Genomic DNA, 18,567 nt, shown 5'->3' on the forward strand with positions numbered 1-18,567 from the left:
GCCGTAGGCGACGCGGCAATCTCGTCAAATATCCTGAGATTGCTTCGCCCTGATTACTGCGTAATTCTTCTCGCAATGACGTAAATTAAATAAGCATACTACGTGCTAAAAATTTCAATTCAGCTTCAATGCTAGAGTTGGCAATTATTATATCTTCTAGTCGGTAATTATTTCTTTTTAAATAATTTTCTCTAATATCTGAAGCAAAAAAGCCGAAGCCTAATATTAAGGCTATCTTAAATATAAACTTTAACTCTTCGATATTAATCGCCGTAACGATTATATTCGCTATTACGACAATAGCAACAACTAACCACATTTTATGGTATAATGCCCAAAATATACTTAAAAGCGCAGCTATCCATGAAAAGCCTTCTTCAATAACAATAAAATTATTATTTTTTTGTGTGGAGTTAATGTATATTGCGTATATATTCATTATTTAAGTTTAAGCCTTGAAAATTCAAGGGACAATAATTAATTAAACCTGATTAGTCAAGTATACTCTGCTGATTTCAAGAATTGCTCTTTGTTATCTTCATGGATTCACGTACTCACTTATTAAGTATAAGCTGCGTGCGTTTACCATTTGATAACAAATTCAATTCTTGAAATCATTTGAGTATATACTAAGATAGAACTTCAAAAATTGGTGACAATGTTCTACAAGAGCTGCGGTACGAACTATATTAAGTAACGGCTTTCGTTCCGAGGACTTTGAACTCCTAGCTCTTTTTGAAGCTGTGTCGAATAACTCTTCATTTTATTTAGGAGTAATTCAATACTACATAGTACCTAATTAACAACTTAATATCAATAAATTTTATATTATGTCAGATAATTTAGCCTTACACGGCACAACAATACTTTGTTTAAAAAAGAACGAAGAAATAATTATAGCAGCAGATGGACAAGTCTCGCATGGTAATACCATACTAAAATCTACAGCACGAAAACTTCGGACTATAGCAAATAATAAAATTATTGCCGGTTTTGCGGGTTCTACGGCTGATGGTCTTGCGTTATTTGAAAAACTTGAAGTAAAGATAGAACAACATAAGCATAATCTACTTAGAAGTGCAGTTGAGCTTGCAAAAGATTGGCGTAGCGATAAATATTTGAGACGTTTGGAAGCAATGATGATTGTTGCCGATCGTAATCATATATTAATTTTAACCGGTAACGGTGATGTCGTAGAGCCTGAAAATAATGTTGCGGCAATAGGTTCAGGCGGTTTATTTGCACTATCTGCCGCTCGTGCTTTAATGTCTTACGAGAACAATTTAACTGCTGAAGAAATTGCTTTAAAATCTATGAATATAGCTGCAGATTTGTGTGTATTTTCTAATCATAATATTATAATGGAAAAAGTTGTATGAAAGCTACTAAAACTACTTATAAAAAAGACCCTATGGGGCTTACCCCTTCTCAAATAGTTAATGAACTTAATAGATTTATCGTAGGTCAAGAAAAGGCCAAAAAAGCCGTTGCTATTGCACTTAGAAATCGCTGTCGTCGTAAAAGAGTAGAAGGTAATTTACGTAATGAAATAGTACCGAAAAATATTTTAATGATTGGTTCAACCGGTGTCGGGAAAACGGAAATAGCACGACGCCTTGCAAAGCTTACTAATTCTCCTTTCTATAAAATTGAAGCAACTAAATTTACCGAAGTCGGATATGTAGGGCGTGATGTAGAATCAATAATTCGTGATTTAGTCGAAATAGCCGTTAATACTAAAAAAACTTTAGCAAAAATGGAAGTAGATATTAATGCACGTGAAAAAGCGATAGAGAGAATATTAGATAGTTTAGTAGGTAAAACTTCTAGTAGTGAGACTAGAGAAAAGTTCAAAGAAAAAATTTTAAACGGCAAACTTGATGATACGGAAATCGAAATTAGCGTAGCTGATACTACACCTGTCGGTGGTGGAAGTTTTGAAATACCAGGCATGCCTGGAGCATCTATGGGCGTTCTTAACCTTGGCGATATGATTGGACGAGCCCTTGGCAGCAGTAAGACTAAAACAAAAAAAATGCTAGTTAAAGATGCTATGGCTATTATTATACCTGAGGAATCAGAAAAATTAATAGACCAAGAAAAAATTATTCAGCAAGCTATAAATTTAGCTGAAAATGATGGGATAGTTTTTATTGATGAAATTGATAAAATAGCTTCGACCGGTAGTTCCGGAGCAAAAAATGCCGAAATAAGTAGAGAGGGAGTGCAAAGAGATTTGCTACCTTTGATAGAAGGAACAACGGTTAATACTAAATATGGACCTGTTAAAACCGATCATATATTATTTATTGCTTCAGGTGCTTTCCATATTGCTAAACCTTCTGATTTATTACCGGAGTTACAAGGAAGATTACCGATTAGAGTGGAATTAAATTCACTCACCAAAGATGATATGATTAAAATATTACTTGAGCCTGAAACTAGTTTAGTAAAGCAATATTCGGCGTTAATAGGTACTGAAGACGTGCATCTTGAATTTGCTGCTTCTGCTATTGAGAAGATAGCGGATTATGCGATCACCGTTAATTTAGAAGTCGAAGATATAGGGGCTAGAAGGCTGCATACTATACTTGAGAATTTGCTTGAGGATATAAGCTTTGAAGCTAGCGAAATGAAAGGCAAAAAAATAACTATCGACGATAAATTCGTAGAAAATCAATTATCAAAAATAATAACTAATCTTGACTTGGCCAAGTTTGTTCTATAGTATGCTTTTTCGATTGGTGGTTGTTACTTTTCGTCATTGCGAGGAGCGAAGCTTTGCTGCAATCTCATCAAATCTCCTGAGATTGCTTCGTCGAATTACTATGTAATTCTTCTCGCAATGACAATTTGAGCCTCCAACAATCCTTATCTCACAAAATAGCATTTGAAGAAAAATTTCATGATAATTCATATAGCAAGTCTAATGTTTAATGGAATTGATATTATTAATGTTGACGTGCAGGTACAAATATCACCGGGTATCCCTGCTTTTACTATAGTAGGGCTTGCCGATAAAACTAGCTGAATCAAAAGAACGAGTTAAAGCAGCGTTATCTTCTATAGGGCTTGCACTACCTACTAAAAAAATTTTAATAAATTTAGCTCCGGCAGATTTAGTAAAAGAGGGAAGCCATTTCGATCTTGCGATTGCCTGTTCGATACTTACCGCAATGAATATTTTACCTGAACTTGAAATTGCGGAATATTTAATAATAGGAGAGTTATCATTAGACGGTTCAATCTTACCGGTAAGCGGAGCTTTGCCTGCAGCGATAGGGGCTTCTGCTAGAGGTAAAGGTCTTATTTGTTCAAGCAAAAATAGTTCGGAAGTTGCTTGGTCGGGTAATGATAATATACTTGTTGCAGGTAATTTAATTGAGCTAGTAAACCATTTTAAAGGCTCTCAAGTTTTAACTCCTCCGGAAGCTAAATTGCAAGATGAGCCAATAAATTATCCCGATTTTAAAGATATAAAAGGTCAAAAAATTGCTAAACGAGCTTTAGAAATTGCAGCATCAGGAGGGCATAACCTTTTAATGTTCGGTCCTCCCGGAACCGGTAAATCAAGGCTTGCTGCCTGTCTTCCCAGTATACTACCTAAAATGTCTACAAAAGAAATTTTAGAATGCAGCACGATTACAAGTATCGCTGGAAAATTTTCAGACGGTAAGCTTACAAAAATAAGGCCGTTCAGAACTCCGCATCATTCCTGCTCGCTTGCTGCTATGGTCGGTGGGGGTGTGGGAAAAAAAGTAAAGCCGGGTGAAATTACGCTTGCCCATAACGGCGTATTATTTTTAGACGAATTACCTGAATTCCCACATAATGTTATTGATTCCTTAAGACAACCTATTGAAAATGGTGAAATATTGATTTCAAGATCAAGTGCTCATATAAAATATCCAGCGAATTTTCAGTTAATAGCAGCTATGAATCCTTGTAAATGCGGTTATTTGGGTGATACTTATAAAGAATGTATGAAAGCCCCCAAATGTGATAGCGATTATCAAATGAAAGTTTCAGGACCTATTATGGATAGATTTGATTTGCATATAGAAGTATCAAATATTAATATTTATAATTATGACTTTATTACAGATAATTCTGAGGAAAAATCTGAAGATATAGCTATAAGAGTCGAGAATGTACGTTTGATTCAAGAAAAGAGATATGAGGGCTATAATATTAAAACAAATAATAGATTAGACGGGCAGTTATTAATAGATTACGCTATGCCTGCGGATGAAGGTAGGGATTTACTGAATGAAGCGGCAAATAAATTTCGTTTATCAATGCGTGTTTATAACCGAATACTTAGAGTAGCACGCACGATTGCCGATCTTGAGAATGTTGATAAGGTCTTGAAAATTCATATTGCTGAAGCTTTGAGTTACCGTAAAATGGAATTTAATAATATGTAATTAGATAAAGAGGTTGCTGTATGGATACCAAATCGTCATTGCGAGAAGACGCCATAGGCGTTGACGAAGCAATCTCAGGCAAAGTTCCTGAGATTGCCACGCTCCTTTCAGTCGCTCGCAATGACGATTTGGGTATCCATGCGGGCAATATCTTCTCGCAATGACAAAAAAATCAATTAATATTTAAATATGACAAAAATTTACTTTATAGCCGGTGAGACGTCTGGGGACTTTATCGGTGGACGCATAATTCAGCATTTAAAAGATAATATAGAAATAAAATGTATGGGGGTTGGCGGTAAATATATGGAGGAAGCCGGTAGCTTTAAAAGCTTATTTTCTATTACTTCCATAAACTTGATGGGGTTTGTAGAAATTTTACCTCATATTTTTAAGCTTAAAAAATTAATTGATAAAACTGTGGAGGATATAACAAATAGTAGAGCCGATTTATTAATCACCATAGATTCACCGGGGTTTACTTATCGTGTGGCAAAGCGAGTAAGAAAACTTTTACCAAAGCTGAAAATGATTCATATCGTTGCACCGTCAGTTTGGGCATATAAAGAGGATAGGGCAGTAAAATACGCCCAAATTTATGATTGTTTATTTGCTTTATTACCTTTTGAACCGCCATATTTTACTAGGCTCGGACTTGATTGTAGATATATAGGTCACCCGATCATGGAGCAAGAGTTTTATAGCGATAAAGTAGCTTTACGTAAAGAGTTTAAAATAGACGAGAATGAGAGAGTTTTATGTGTTACTCTTGGAAGCAGAAAAGGAGAGATTCTAAGGCATTTACCGGTTTTTGTTTCTTCTATTGAAGAAATATTCAAGAGTTGTAATAATCTTAAAGTTATATTTACTCTTGCAAATCCTGCTCATGAGGCAATAATAAAGCCGTTTTTAGAAGATGTTAAGTTTAATTATTTATTTTCAAGTGAGAGACTTAAAACTTATGCTGTTGCGGATGCAGCTTTAGCAAAATCCGGTACTAATACTTTAGAGATAGCAGCTTCCGGTACTCCTATGATTGTAGCTTATAAAGTTAATCTTATAAGCTTTTTTATTATCAGGTTATTGATAAAAATAAAATATGTTACGTTGATAAATATTATAGCAGGTAGCGAAATAATTCCGGAATTTATCCAATTTAATTGCCGAGCTAGTCTTATTAGTAATAAGCTTCAAGAGTTATTATTTAATTCTAAAAAAGCGTATGAGCAGGTAATAGAAAGTCAAAAAATTTTACAGAAATTAGGGTTTGAATCAAATCGATCACCTTCTTATATAGCTGCAGAAATTATCAAACAGGAGTTCTTAAAACCTAAAATAAAGTTGTTAAAAGAGAAAGATTAGTACTTGAACCGGTGGTCCACAACATTTTCTGAATTATAATAAACATTAATATTAATATAATAACAAAATATATTTCCATATTTTTTCTTATAGTATTAATTTTTTTCATTAAAATTTCTAAATCATTGGAAATTTTTTTGTATTCCTCATTGTTATCAGAACGCATTGTCGTCAAGAAACCGGATAAGTTTCCTAACTTATTTTGTAAAGCTTTTAACCTTTCCGTATGTTCTTCGTGTTTTAGATCGGTATTGTGATCTTGTATCATAATATATAATGCCCATTATAAGATCAGTATTAACGCCGGTATAGTAATATGAACTATGAATAAAGATTTATATTTTTTGTTTGTAATAAAAATTCTAACTTTTCATTTTACAGGAGTATACTATTGTTATAGTAAATTGGTTTACGTTATTAATTGTTGCTTGTTAGTCATCTAATTTTAATTACCAAATATTAAAACTATTGATTTATTTAGCAAAAACTATATAATCAGCAAATATTTAACTTCAACCAAACTTTAAGTTAGTTTTACTATATGTTATTTCAAATGTCAAGAAAAAACCATATTTCGTGGTAATTTTTTATCAATATTTCTAAGTCTTATAAAAATAATAGTTATTATGTTAAAAAACCTATTAAAAACTAAACTTTTTTTAGTTATAGTATCTCTAACTATATTTATTACTTTGCTAAATTTTAGTATATTTTATATTTTTGTGCCTGGTAATCTTACTCAAAATAAAACGATAATTATTGAACCTAAATTATCCGTAAATCAAATAGTTACAAAACTTTATTCTAATGAAGTAATCAAATATCCGAGAATTTTTAAGGTAATTGCTAAAATTTATTCTATAAAAAGACCTCTTAAAAGCGGTGAATATGTGTTTACTCGTAATATATCGCCTCTGCAAACTTTAAGAATATTAGCAAGCGGTAAATCTATAATACATAAGATAATTGTCCCGGGAGGTACGGTGGTTGGTGAGGTTATAAAGAAAATTAATGAAGAAAGTCGATTACTTGGAGAAATAAAAGGGATAATACCGGAAGGTTTTTTAATGCCATCAACGTATTTTTTCTCTTATGGAGATCAAAAAGAGCAGATAATCGATCAAATGAGAAATTTAATGTCTGCTAATTTAGATAAGGTGATGCAAAATCTTTCACCGGATTCTCCGTTAAAAACTAGACTTGAGGTATTAACTCTAGCTTCGATAATTGAAAAAGAAGCCGGCTCAAATGCAGAAAAGCCTATAATAGCTGCAGTATTCATTAATCGTTTAAAGAAAAATATGAAGCTACAAGCCGATCCGACTACTATATATGCTTTGACTGAAGGAAAATTTAAATTAGCAAGAGCTTTAACAAAAAAAGATTTATTGCAAGAACTGCCGTATAATACTTATTATATAAAAGGTTTACCACCTGGTCCGATTTCTTGTCCGTCGTTAAAATCTTTAGAAGCAGTGGTAAAACCTGCTAAAACGGATGCCTTATTTTTTGTGGTTGACGGTAAAGGCGGACATAATTTTTCTAACAATCTTAATGATCATAATAGATTTGTTGAAACTTATAGAAAAAGTTTGATTAGAGTACCTGAGCCGGAAATTGATCCTGACAAACCATCTACTCGATGAACTTCAAAAATTGGCACAAAGTCTTATAAGATCTGCGGTACTCACGTATTAAGTATACGCTGCGTTCCTCGCCTTATAGACTCCGTGCTCTTTTTGAAGTTGATCTTCGTATATTTTTATCCATTTAACGGATGTTATCATGAATAATACAGAATTTAGTAAAATAGCCGAAACAACAATTGCATATATAGCCGACAAGATAGAAGAGCAAGATAAAGAAGCAAGTATAGACGTAGATTTACAAGGTGATATATTAAATCTTGATACTGATAAAGGTATATATGTAATAAACAAACAAAGTGCAGCTAAAGAAATTTGGTTGTCATCGCCGGTTAGCGGTCCTTATCATTTTTTTTATGAACAAGGAAAATGGAAAAATAAAATAGGACTTGAGTTGATGGCTATTTTGACGGAAGAACTTAATATTAAATTTGATAATATATGAAAGATTTTGAAACTGCCGATAGTGCTGAAAAAGTTTATAATTTAATAATAGAAAATGCACCTACTGATACATCTATATTCTTTGATGTTGATGATACGTTTTTAACTCCTAAATCAAAAACTTTTAGAAAAGCTCCTTATAATCAAATGATTGATAGAATAAAGGAAAATAAAAATAATTATGATAATTATGAAGAAATTGTCAGTAATTGGCGGTTTCAGCGAAAAGTAATATTAATTGATGAAGAGTGGGCAGAAGTTATAAACAAGCTCAAGGCAAAGTTTCCGGTTTACGCTCTTACACAAATGAATACGGGAGAATTCGGCAATATTCTTTCGATGCAAGATTGGCGATATAAAGAATTAAAGAGTCTAGGTATAGAATTTTCAGATAATGAAGAATTAGCAGCGTGTAGTTCAGGACAAAAGGATGATGCTATATGTTATAAAGGAATATTTATAACAGGTAATCATTCAAAGAGCGGTACTTTATCAAAATTTTCCGATGAGTTAAATACTAGTTTTATTGTATTTGTTGATGATCGAGAAAAGCATGTTGAAGATGTAAGAGATTATTGTAAAAAGAATAAAATCGGTTTTTTAGGTATTTTATTTGACGGGCTTAAACATTTAATGGGAGAACCTGATCCAAAACTTGCCGCATTTCAAGAATCATATTTAATAGAAAACGCTAAATGGCTTGAAGACGAAGAAGCTTATGAGTTAATGGCAGAAAGTAATTATTAAATAGAATACATGCCTACATAGATATCGTCATTGCGAGCAGCTATTGTTGCGTGGAGCGGTGAAACTCACTGTGTCACCTAGTTCGCTTGACCACGGGGTCCATAAAAACAATAAAAAATACTAATATTTTTAACTGGATCCCGTGGTCAAGCCATGGGATGACAAAGGTAAAATTGGTCCACGCAACAATGCCACGCGGAATGGCATCGAGAGTCGTATAACAATCTAAATAATCTCTAAAATCCATGAGTTTTGAAAATGGACTTTCTAAAAAATTTTTTGATAATATTCATAATTCTAATTCCAAATCTAGTATTAGCAAATACTTATCGGCAAATAAATTACAAAATAACACCTTTGTCTAATATGCCTGTTTCAGCTATTAAAGTTGAAACGGAAATAATAGGCGATATGAGCGGTGAAGTTATTTTAGATTTACCCTATGCTTGGGCAAACGCCACATATTACAAGCAAATCAAAAATGTTAAACTTGAGTATCCTATTGGAAAGTTGCAGTTTAGAAATCAAGACTCTAATGAAGCTATTTTAAATACGGGAAAAATCAATATTATTCGTTTAAGCTACGAAATATATCAAAAAACCGGCAATCCTTGTGATGTCCACGAAGCAATAATTAGACAAAATTTAATTCATTCACCGGGTTATGGGCTTTTTGCTACTCCCGGTGATCTAAATGGAAATGATATAGTAGAGTTTAATGTTGAATGGAATAATATTCCTGAAGCTTGGCAAGCGATATCAGATTATGGCCTTGGTAAAAGCGTGAAATTTAAAGCTACGCGGATTGAATTATATAGTGCAGTTTATGCAGCAGGGGATTTACGTGTTTATAAAATTGTCGATCAAAAAAATCCTGTATATCTTTCATTACATGGTCAATTTGATCTTAAAGATGAAGAAATAGCTTCTTATATAAATAAAATTATCAAGGGACAAAGAGCATTTTTCCATGATAATGATTTTCCTTATTATGTAATCAGTTTAATTGAAGGTGATGAGCCATGATCACATGGGAGGAACAGGTTTAACAAATAGTTTTACCGCGTTTATTCCTCAAGGTTTGGACAAACAGGATTATATAACGTTACTTGCTCATGAACATTTACATAATTGGACAGGGAAGAAAATACGTAATAACTTAGGAGGATTAAATTATTGGTGGAGTGAGGGATTTACCGATTATTATAGCAGGGTTTTAGCCTTACGTTCCAGTGTTATAACACTTGAAGAGTTTGTAGAAGAATTTAATCAATTCTTTGAGAATTATTATTTATCACCTGTAATAAACGAGCCTAATAATTTAATCAAAACAGATTATTGGAAAGATTATGCAATACAAAGATTGCCATATTATCGTGGGTTTGTTTTTGCACTTTATTTGGATAATCTCATTAAAGAGAATAATAGGAGTAAATCGCTGGATAATGTTATGCTTGTTTTGTTTAAAACCTCAAAAGAACAAGAATTTTCAAGCGATTATTTTAAAAAAGTAATTAAAGATTATGTTCCAAAAGGTATAGATAAAGAGATAAACGAATATATAGAACAAGGTAAAACTATAGATTTAGCTGATGTTGCTAAAGTGCTGCCGATCGAGAAAATAAAAATGGGGGCATATGACCGTGGTTTTGATAAAGATGCTTTAATAAATAATTATACAATAAAAAATATTGATGAAAATAGTAATGCTTATAAATCCGGACTTAGAAACGGGGACATAGTTATAAAATATGATTTTCCTAAATGGGGTTCTCCTGATCAGATAGTTACAATCAAAACAACTAAAGGTGAGTTTAAATTTAGACCTGAAAATGCTAATAAAAAAGATATATACAGGTTCAAGCCTAATTTGTCTAAAGAAGATAAGCTAAAAATCAAAAAGTTTTTTAGTTAGGAATAATATTTTAGCTATTTTGGGACTTCTTTATAACTGAATAGTTAAAAATTTTATACATCTTAAAATTATACTTTTCTTTTTTTTATTTCTTTATATTATCCAAAAATAACTTATAAACTAGATAATGAGGTATACAATGAATTCTTTATTAAAAGTATTATATCCGAATAGAGTTGTAGAACATTTAAATACAAATTCTTATGCTCTAGATATTGTTAAAATAATTATGGGAGTAGTGGCTATTTTTGCTTCATCCCAAATAAGTATTCCTATAAAACCGGTCGCAATTACGATGCATAGCGTAATACTTTGTATTATCGCTTTTACTTATAGTCCACGTCTTAGTTTTCTAACTATACTGACTTTCATTTTTATAGGTGTAATGGGTTTGCCGGTATTTTGTAAATTTTCTAGCGGGATAAATTATTTTTTAGGAGCAGCAGGAGGTTATTATCTCGGCTTCTTAATTGGAACTCCAGTTATGAGTGCTTTAAAAGATAAACTAGCTGAGAATTTTATGAATGTTACCATAATTTGTATTATCGGTCATACTATATTTTATCTATTCGGTGTTAGCTGGCTTGCAAGTATGATAGGTTTAAAGCAGGCAATTTATAGCGGGTTTATAATTTTCATTCCAAGCGGTCTTGCTAAACTTTTTGTTTTCTCTTCTTTATTCTCTTACGTTAAGAATCTTAGACAAAAATAATTTTTAGAAATGAAAAAATGGACTTTTGACGAGGCTAAAGAAATCTTTAGCTTTTCGTTTATGGAGCTGGTCTATCAAGCTCAAACAATACATCGTGCTAATTTTGATCCTAATAAGATCCAAATCAGCAGCCTCTTAAGCATTAAAACAGGTAGTTGTCCTGAAAATTGTAAATTCTGTCCTCAATCTTCTCACTATAAAACTTATGTAAAAAAAGAGCCTTTAATGCAAATTGAGGATGTAATTACGGCAGCAAAACGTGCTAAAGCAGCAGGTAGTACTCGCTTTTGTATGGGAGCTGCGTGGCGTGGTCCACGTGATGAGGATTTAAAACTGGTTTGCGAGATGATTAAGGAGGTCAAAAAATTAGGCTTAGAAACTTGTGTTACTCTTGGTTTATTAAAAGAACATCAAGCAGTTACGCTTAAAGAAGCTGGGCTTGATTTTTATAATCATAATATTGATACTTCTGAAGAGTTTTATAATAAAATTATTACCACTCGTACTTTTCAGGATAGGTTAGATACATTAAGGTATGTTCGGGCTTCCGGTATGAAAGTATGCTGCGGCGGTATTTTAGGAATGGGAGAAACAAATGACGATCGTATTAATATGATCTTAACTCTTGCAAATCTTGAAGAACCTGCTGAATCGGTAACTATCAATAAGCTGATAAAAATTCCAGGCACGCCATTAGAAAATGTACAAGATATTGATCCATTTGATTTTGTTCGAGTAATAGCTTTGGCAAGAATAATGATTCCAAAATCTTATATTCGTTTATCGGCAGGTAGGGAACAAATGTCTGATGAATTACAAGCTTTATGTATTATGGCAGGCGTTTATTCAATATTCTACGGAGAAAAGATTTTAACCTCAGCTAATCCAATGCCTGAAAGAGACAATGATTTATTCCAGAAATTGGGAATTATACACTAATTTACCTTTATTAATTTTTAAATTATTTATTAATAATATCCATTGACACGCTCCAACATTTAAGTTATAATGTCGTCACGATTTAATTTTAAGGGGAAAAATCATGACAAAAATCTATACAGGGCCACAAACCTCAAAAAAAAACATCTAGTTACTTTGATAGTGCTACAATTCATTTTCAAAATGCTACTAAAGCTGCGGCAGATTTTACAATGTATGCTACCTTAGCAACAGAACATGCTATTAATGTGATAGAGAATGGTGCAAGTGCTGTATGTTCTATTCAAGGTGTTATTTCTGATGTAAGTACTAATTATTCTTTTATATCTACATTTGCTCAAGCAACTGTAGCAAGCCTTGCAACTTTTGCTTATTACAATCCGCCTGTTCTTATAGGTGCTTGTGCTTTAGGAGCAATTGCAATTTCGCCGTACGATTCTATCAAATGTGCAGAAAATACAATAAAAGCAGGGATAGCTGCAGGATATGTAGCTTGTGAAACTGTGGAAGGTTTAATGGCAGGAGCAGCAGGTATAGTTTCTCTTATTGCTGATAATATCTACGGCGATACTGTGCAGAACTTGCTGGTGCTATTAATACTAACATGATAGAGTATTATAGCTAAAATATTAGACTTCTTGCATAACCTCCTTCTAAAGGTAATTTGTACGTCAATCCGGTACTCGCATCCTCACGTATGTTTATATACGCTGTGGTGCTGCGTTCCGTGTTTCCTTCAAATTCCTCTTTATAAGATAGGTTATGCAAGAAGTCTATTGTTATACTCAATCGTCATTGCGAGCAGGCATTGTTGCATGGACCGGTAATGCTCTTTATGTCATTCTTAGCTAAAAGCAGGAATCCAGAAAAAAAGTATAAATACAGAAAATTTTTTAAATTAAAAGCTCGATTTATCTCGCTTTATGATGGATTCCTGCTTTCGTAGGAATGACACCGAGCGTGTTTTTCGATCCATGCAACAAGACCTTCAGTCGCTCGCAATGACGGTTAGGTGTCCACGCGGGCAATGCCTTGCGGGAATGACATAGAGAGTTAAGCACTAGTTAATCGTTTTATTATCTCTTCCCGATCAATCAAAGGTAAAACGCTTGCGATTTCCGGTCCTGATTCTCTGCCGGTTAAAGCAAGGCGAAGAGGCAGAAATAACTCCTTACCTTTTTTGCCTGTTATATTTGTTATTTCTTTAGTCCAAATACTCCAGCTATCTTTGGTAATTTTACCTTGCGGTAATACTTCTGCTGCTTGTTTTAAATATTCTTTATCTAAATTTAGACTTTTTACATTCGGAGTTTTATGACAAATCTCCCACCAATCTTTTACATCACGTAATTTTTGTAAATTGGGTCTTACCGATAACCAAAAATTTTCATCAATATACTCGGCATCGATTTCTTTAAGGTGGTTTTTTACTTCGTCAAAATCTAAACTTATCAATAATTTATGATTTAGTCTTTCCAAATCTTCTGGCTGATAGATAGTCGGGCTTTTAGAAAAACTACTTATCTCAAATTGATTTGCTAGCTTCTCCATTGATTTATAAGGTAAGATTTGTGCCGATGAACCAAGTAAACTAAAAAAGCTAGCAATTGCCATAGCCTCAAGCCCGATTTCTTTTCTAAGAGTTGTGATTTCAAACCCTCCGACTCTTTTAGAAATTTTCTCGTCTTTATTGATTATTAAACTCAAATGCCCAAAAGTTGGAGGAGTAGTATTTAAAGCCTCAAACATTTGAATTTGAATAGCGGTATTGCTAACGTGATCTTCGCCCCTAATAATATGAGTAATATCATAATCAATATCGTCAATAACCGAGCATAACATATAGGTCATACTACCGTCTGCTCTTATCACTATTGGTTCGCTTAAAGCCTTACCGTCATATTTAACTTCGCCTTTGATCATATCATGCCAGCTAATAGGTTCATGATTTACCAAAAATCTATAATGCGGTTTTCTTCCTTGCTCTATATATTTTTGTGTTTGTTCTTCTGTTAGATTTAAGCTAGCTCGATCATAAATCGGCGGTAATCCCTTAGATAATTGAAATTTACGCTTTAATTCTAACTCTTCCGGAGTCTCATAGCAGGCATATAATCTTTTTTTGTCTAATAATAGATTTTTGATTTCATCATATCTACTTAAACGACTTAATTGATTAAATGTCTGATCCCAATTAAGATTTAAAAATTTTAAATCTTCTTCTATAGCGTCTTTATATTCCTGTTTACTACGCTCTAAATCCGTATCGTCAAATCTTAAAATAAACTGCCCGTTATGCTTCTTTGCATATAGCCAGTTAAGCAATGCTGCCCTGATATTTCCAACATGTAACATACCGGTCGGTGACGGAGCAAATCGTGTTATAATTTTTGTCATTTTTACTTATTTTTTTGTCATTATTTATATCCTTTTATGTCATTTCCGCGGAAGCGGGAATCCAGCCACTAAAAAGTCTTAATACACTAAATTTTTAAAATTTAAAGCTCGATTTATCTCGCTTTATGCTGGATTCCTGCTTTCGCAGGAATGACATTAACTAAGTCACGGGGTGACACTAAACCATTTACGCCTGTTTCTTTTCTAACTTCGCTTTATTATCTTCAATTAATTTCATCGCATCATCTAAGCTTAAATTTAGAAAATCATATTTTTTAGGTATTGAAATAAATTTACCCATATATTTTATGTAAGGACCGAATTTACCGTATCCTATCATAATTTCCTCGCCGCTATCTTTATGAATACCTATTTTTAGCGGTAAGCTTAGAAGCTTTAATGCCATCTCAAGTGTGATGTCGTTTTGATTCAAGCTAGCAGGCACGGGGCTACGTTTTGGCTTTACTTTGCCTTCTTGTTCGCCGAGCTGAACATAAGGTCCGTAAGGTCCTTTTTTCAGATATATTTCTATTCCGTCTTTATCAGTACCTAAAACCTTATTCTCATTAGGAGTAGCGGCAAGGTCGCCATCATTTTCATTATTATCGTTACCGCTAACAATAGATTTTCTGAAAGTACATTCAGGGTAATTACTACATGCTAAAAACGCTCCGAACTTACCGAGCTTTAAGCTAAGCTCGCCTGTTTTACATGAAGGACAAGCTTTAGATTCTTTATTTTCACTGAACAAGTGATAATCAAGAGCTTTCTGTACATAGCTAATAATCTCGGTTATTTTTTGTTCGTTTACCGATTCAATATTATGGTTAAAACCGCTCCAAAAATTATTTAAAGCAGCTTTCCACTCAAGCTTACCTGCCGCTATTTCATCTAATTCATTTTCAAGACCTGCGGTAAAATCATATTCTACATATTTCTTGAAAAAACCGACCAAGAATACCGTTACCAAACGTCCTAATTCTTCAGGCATAAATCGTTTTTTCTCAAGAGAGACATATTTTCGATCTTGTAAAACCGATAAAATACTAGCATAGGTCGAAGGGCGACCGATCCCAAGCTCTTCAAGTTTTTTCACTAAGCTTGCTTCCGAATATCTTGGAGGAGGTTCTGTAAAATGCTGATTAGGAATAATTTCTTTAGTTTTAAGCGGTTCTTGTTCTTTTAAAGGCGGCAGCATTTTATTTTCTTCTTCAGCCTCATCGTCCACACTTTCACGATAAACCTTATAAAACCCGTCAAATGCTATAGTTGATCCGTTTGCTTTTGCCAAATATTCTTTATTTTCCGAAGCTAAACTTGCAACTACCAAATCCATTATCACATTTTCCATTTGGCAGGCTATAGTCCTTTTCCAAATTAGTTCATAAAGCTTATAATAATCCTTTTCTAGCTTTTCTTTTAAGCTATCAGGAGTATAAGTAATATTTGTCGGTCTTATAGCTTCATGAGCTTCTTGAGCATTTTTTACTTTGGATTTATAAATTCTAGGGCTATTCGGTAAATATTTGTCACCGTAATTTTTATCGATTAACTTACGTATATCCGCTATTGCGTCATTTGATAATGTAACGCCGTCGGTTCTCATATAGGTAATAAGCCCTATAGTTTCCTTACCTATGTCAACGCCCTCATAAAGTTTTTGTGCTATTTGCATAGTCTTTTTAGCACTAAAACCTAATTTTCTTGCTGCTTCTTGTTGTAGTGATGAAGTAATAAAAGGAGGTTGCGGCTGACGTTTTTGTTGTTTCTTTTCTATCTTATCAACATGAAAATTTTGAGATTTTAATTTTTCGGTTAAATCTTTGGCATCTTTTTCGTTAATAATTGAGAATTTTTCTAACTTCTGATCGTTTACGTGAGTCAATTTAGCAGTAAATAATTCATTATTACTATTTTGCATTTTAAGGCTAATATCCCAATATTCTTCCGACTTAAAACGCTCTATTTCATCTTCTCGCTCACATATTAATCGCAGAGCCACAGACTGTACACGTCCCGCCGATTTACATCCAGGTAATTTACGCCATAAAAGAGGTGAAAGGGTAAAGCCGACTAAATAGTCTAAAGCTCTTCTTGCTTGCTGGGCATTTACTAAGTTAGCGTCAAGTTTTCTAGGGTTCTCAACGGCATGAATAATTGCTTTTTTAGTGATTTCATTAAAGGCTACCCTTTTGAAAAAATCATCGGATTTAACCTTATTTTTTTCTTTTATTACCTCTGCAACATGCCACGAGATAGCTTCACCCTCACGATCCGGATCGGTTGCAAGATATACTGCATCAGCTTTTTTTGCATCTTTAACTATGGCATCTACATATTTACCGGCTTTATCGGAAATATCATATTTCATCGCAAAATTTTCATCAGGTAACACTGAGCCTTTTTTAGAAGGTAAATCTCTAATATGACCGAATGATGCAATGACCTTAAACTCATCACCTAAATATTTATTTATCGTTTTTGCCTTTGCGGGCGATTCTACTATTACTAATTTCATCGATGGTTATTTTTCATTATAAAAATAAATATTCTATTATTATTTGCCCCACTCTTTACTATGTCATTCCCGCAAAAGCGAGAATCCAGCGTAAAGCGAGATTTTCAAAAAATCTTTTTGATCAAGATTTTATTCAAATAAAGCTTTTAAAAAGCTTTAAAGTATTGGATTCCCGCCTACGCGGGAATGACATAGAGCATTAGGCGTAAACTAATGATATTTTATTGCCGGCGTGACGTATTGCTTTGCCGGCGAGTTCTAATTCTAATATTACCGTATATATAATAGGAAGCGATAACTCCGTTTCTTTTTGTAAAAATTCAAAATCTATAGGTACTGACGATAATAATTCCAATATAGCAGTACGCTCCTTTTGTGACGGTTCTTTAACATATCTAGTATTTACTGTTCCTAGCTCAACAAAATCCTTAAATAATCCATTATCTTTTTTCATAAATTCTTCATATTGCGGTAAATTAGCTACAATATCGTCCACTGATTCCACTAAATATGCTCCCTCTCTAATCAATTTATTTGTACCTTGACATCTTGGATCTAAAGGAAAGCCGGGAACGGCAAATATTTCCCTATTTTGTTCAAGTGCAAATTTTGCAGTTATTAATGAACCGGATTTTAAGCTTGCTTCTACTATCACTACTCCTAAGGCTAGCCCCGATATTATCCTATTACGCTGTGGAAAATGTTTTCCAAGCGGGGTAGAGCCGATAGGTAACTCAGCTAATATTAAACCTTCTTCTGCTAAATTTTCAAATAGTTTTTTATTTTCCGGTGGATATATATGATCAATACCGCCTGCAATAACTCCGATAGTTTGAGAAATTGCAGCTTGATGTACGCTGCTATCTATCCCCCTTGCTAATCCTGAAATAGTTATATATCCTTCTTTTACTAAATCATTTGCAATTTTATGAGCAAAACTTCTTCCGTTTGCAGAAGCGTTTCTTGCACCTACTATTGCAACGCATTTATTATGATTTAATAACTCTATATTACCTTTATAGCTTAATATTGGCGGTGGATCATAAATTTCAAGTAATAATTTTGAATATTCCGGAGATTTATATGTGATAATCTTAGCATTGTCTTTTTCGAGAAGCTCTAACTCTTTTTCAGCATCGCTTTTACTGAAAATTTTAATTGGTTTTGACTTTCCGCCTCGCAATGAAAAATCCGGAGCGTTATCTATGGCAGTTGCTGCATCACCAAATAATTTAATTAAACTAAAGAAAGTTTTAGGACCGATATTTTCACTCCTAATAAGACGTAAAATATTAATTGTTTCAATATCATAAGATATTTTAGGAGCAGAAAATAATTCTTTTAGCATTATTTAGGGTTATTTGATATGGGTTTTGGTTTAATTGTTAACGTCATTGCGAGGAAATTTACAATAGTAAATTGTACGTACGCAATCTTGGGAAGGATTCCTGAGATTGCCA

General features: G+C 33.3%; 16 protein-coding genes and 2 pseudogenes. 12 read left to right on the plus strand and 6 right to left on the minus strand.

What is annotated here, in order from left to right:
* Positions 1–85: 85 nt before the first annotated feature.
* Positions 86–439, minus strand: coding sequence for a DUF2628 domain-containing protein (locus RF_RS02760; RefSeq protein ID WP_011270846.1), 354 nt, complete (start codon positions 437–439; stop codon positions 86–88).
* 391 nt (positions 440–830) lie between these two features.
* On the opposite strand from RF_RS02760, the gene hslV reads away from it, so the two are divergent.
* The 4 genes and pseudogenes from hslV to lpxB all read left to right on the plus strand — a co-directional run bounded on the left by hslV (position 831) and on the right by lpxB (position 5,789).
* Entirely contained in the window at positions 831–1,379 is a 549-nt protein-coding gene (hslV, locus tag RF_RS02765) for an ATP-dependent protease subunit HslV (protein WP_011270847.1), read from the plus strand.
* Positions 1,376–2,728 (plus strand): ATP-dependent protease ATPase subunit HslU, encoded by a 1,353-nt coding sequence (hslU, locus tag RF_RS02770; RefSeq protein ID WP_011270848.1) that lies wholly within the window; start codon positions 1,376–1,378, stop codon positions 2,726–2,728. The genes hslV and hslU overlap by 4 nt, the downstream gene beginning before the upstream one ends.
* A 177-nt stretch (positions 2,729–2,905) precedes the next feature.
* Positions 2,906–4,427: pseudogene (locus RF_RS02775) on the plus strand (YifB family Mg chelatase-like AAA ATPase).
* Between the two features lie 189 nt (positions 4,428–4,616).
* Complete coding sequence (gene lpxB / locus RF_RS02780; protein WP_011270851.1) at positions 4,617–5,789, plus strand: lipid-A-disaccharide synthase; 1,173 nt, start codon at positions 4,617–4,619, stop codon at positions 5,787–5,789.
* Here lpxB and RF_RS02785 read toward each other — a convergent pair.
* A complete protein-coding gene (locus RF_RS02785; RefSeq protein ID WP_011270852.1) occupies positions 5,758–6,057 on the minus strand; it encodes a hypothetical protein in 300 nt (99 codons plus the stop codon). The two genes, lpxB and RF_RS02785, sit on opposite strands and share 32 nt — an antisense overlap.
* 358 nt (positions 6,058–6,415) lie before the next feature.
* Here RF_RS02785 and mltG point away from each other — a divergent pair, with 358 nt between their 5' ends.
* From mltG to RF_RS10515, 8 genes are all read left to right on the plus strand, one after another.
* Entirely contained in the window at positions 6,416–7,435 is a 1,020-nt protein-coding gene (gene mltG / locus RF_RS02790; protein WP_011270853.1) for an endolytic transglycosylase MltG, read from the plus strand.
* Between the two features lie 139 nt (positions 7,436–7,574).
* Positions 7,575–7,880 carry an iron donor protein CyaY gene (cyaY, locus tag RF_RS02795; protein ID WP_011270854.1) on the plus strand — a complete coding sequence of 102 codons (306 nt, stop codon included), beginning with the start codon at positions 7,575–7,577 and terminating at the stop codon, positions 7,878–7,880.
* Positions 7,877–8,626, plus strand: coding sequence for a DUF2608 domain-containing protein (locus RF_RS02800; RefSeq protein WP_011270855.1), 750 nt, complete (start codon positions 7,877–7,879; stop codon positions 8,624–8,626). Before cyaY ends, RF_RS02800 begins: the two co-directional genes overlap by 4 nt.
* Before the next feature lie 258 nt (positions 8,627–8,884).
* Positions 8,885–9,652 carry a hypothetical protein gene (locus RF_RS02805; protein ID WP_011270856.1) on the plus strand — a complete coding sequence of 256 codons (768 nt, stop codon included), beginning with the start codon at positions 8,885–8,887 and terminating at the stop codon, positions 9,650–9,652.
* Positions 9,642–10,541 (plus strand): M61 family metallopeptidase, encoded by a 900-nt coding sequence (locus tag RF_RS02810; RefSeq protein WP_231564248.1) that lies wholly within the window; start codon positions 9,642–9,644, stop codon positions 10,539–10,541. Before RF_RS02805 ends, RF_RS02810 begins: the two co-directional genes overlap by 11 nt.
* 127 nt (positions 10,542–10,668) lie before the next feature.
* The gene (locus RF_RS02815; protein WP_011270858.1) at positions 10,669–11,253 is read left to right on the plus strand and encodes a biotin transporter BioY; all 585 of its coding nucleotides are present in this window, start codon (positions 10,669–10,671) and stop codon (positions 11,251–11,253) included.
* A 9-nt stretch (positions 11,254–11,262) separates the two neighbouring features.
* Positions 11,263–12,192: a biotin synthase BioB gene (gene bioB / locus RF_RS02820; RefSeq protein WP_011270859.1), complete on the plus strand. Its 930-nt coding sequence runs from the start codon at positions 11,263–11,265 to the stop codon at positions 12,190–12,192.
* Positions 12,193–12,404: 212 nt separating this feature from the next.
* Positions 12,405–12,800 (plus strand): hypothetical protein, encoded by a 396-nt coding sequence (locus RF_RS10515; RefSeq protein WP_011270860.1) that lies wholly within the window; start codon positions 12,405–12,407, stop codon positions 12,798–12,800.
* A 16-nt stretch (positions 12,801–12,816) separates the two neighbouring features.
* On the opposite strand, the pseudogene RF_RS08755 reads toward RF_RS10515, so the two are convergent.
* The 4 genes and pseudogenes from RF_RS08755 to dprA form a co-directional block, all read right to left on the minus strand.
* Positions 12,817–12,969, minus strand: a pseudogene (locus RF_RS08755) (palindromic element RPE1 domain-containing protein); the annotation flags it as partial.
* A 276-nt stretch (positions 12,970–13,245) separates the two neighbouring features.
* A complete protein-coding gene (gene gltX, locus RF_RS02830; protein WP_011270861.1) occupies positions 13,246–14,589 on the minus strand; it encodes a glutamate--tRNA ligase in 1,344 nt (447 codons plus the stop codon).
* Positions 14,590–14,776: 187 nt separating this feature from the next.
* Complete coding sequence (gene topA, locus RF_RS02835) at positions 14,777–17,107, minus strand: type I DNA topoisomerase (protein ID WP_011270862.1); 2,331 nt, start codon at positions 17,105–17,107, stop codon at positions 14,777–14,779.
* Positions 17,108–17,306: 199 nt separating this feature from the next.
* The gene (dprA, locus tag RF_RS02845; protein WP_011270863.1) at positions 17,307–18,455 is read right to left on the minus strand and encodes a DNA-processing protein DprA; all 1,149 of its coding nucleotides are present in this window, start codon (positions 18,453–18,455) and stop codon (positions 17,307–17,309) included.
* Positions 18,456–18,567 lie beyond the last annotated feature (112 nt).

The sequence above is a fragment of the Rickettsia felis URRWXCal2 genome, assembly GCA_000012145.1.
Taxonomy (GTDB): Bacteria; Pseudomonadota; Alphaproteobacteria; order Rickettsiales; family Rickettsiaceae; genus Rickettsia; species Rickettsia felis.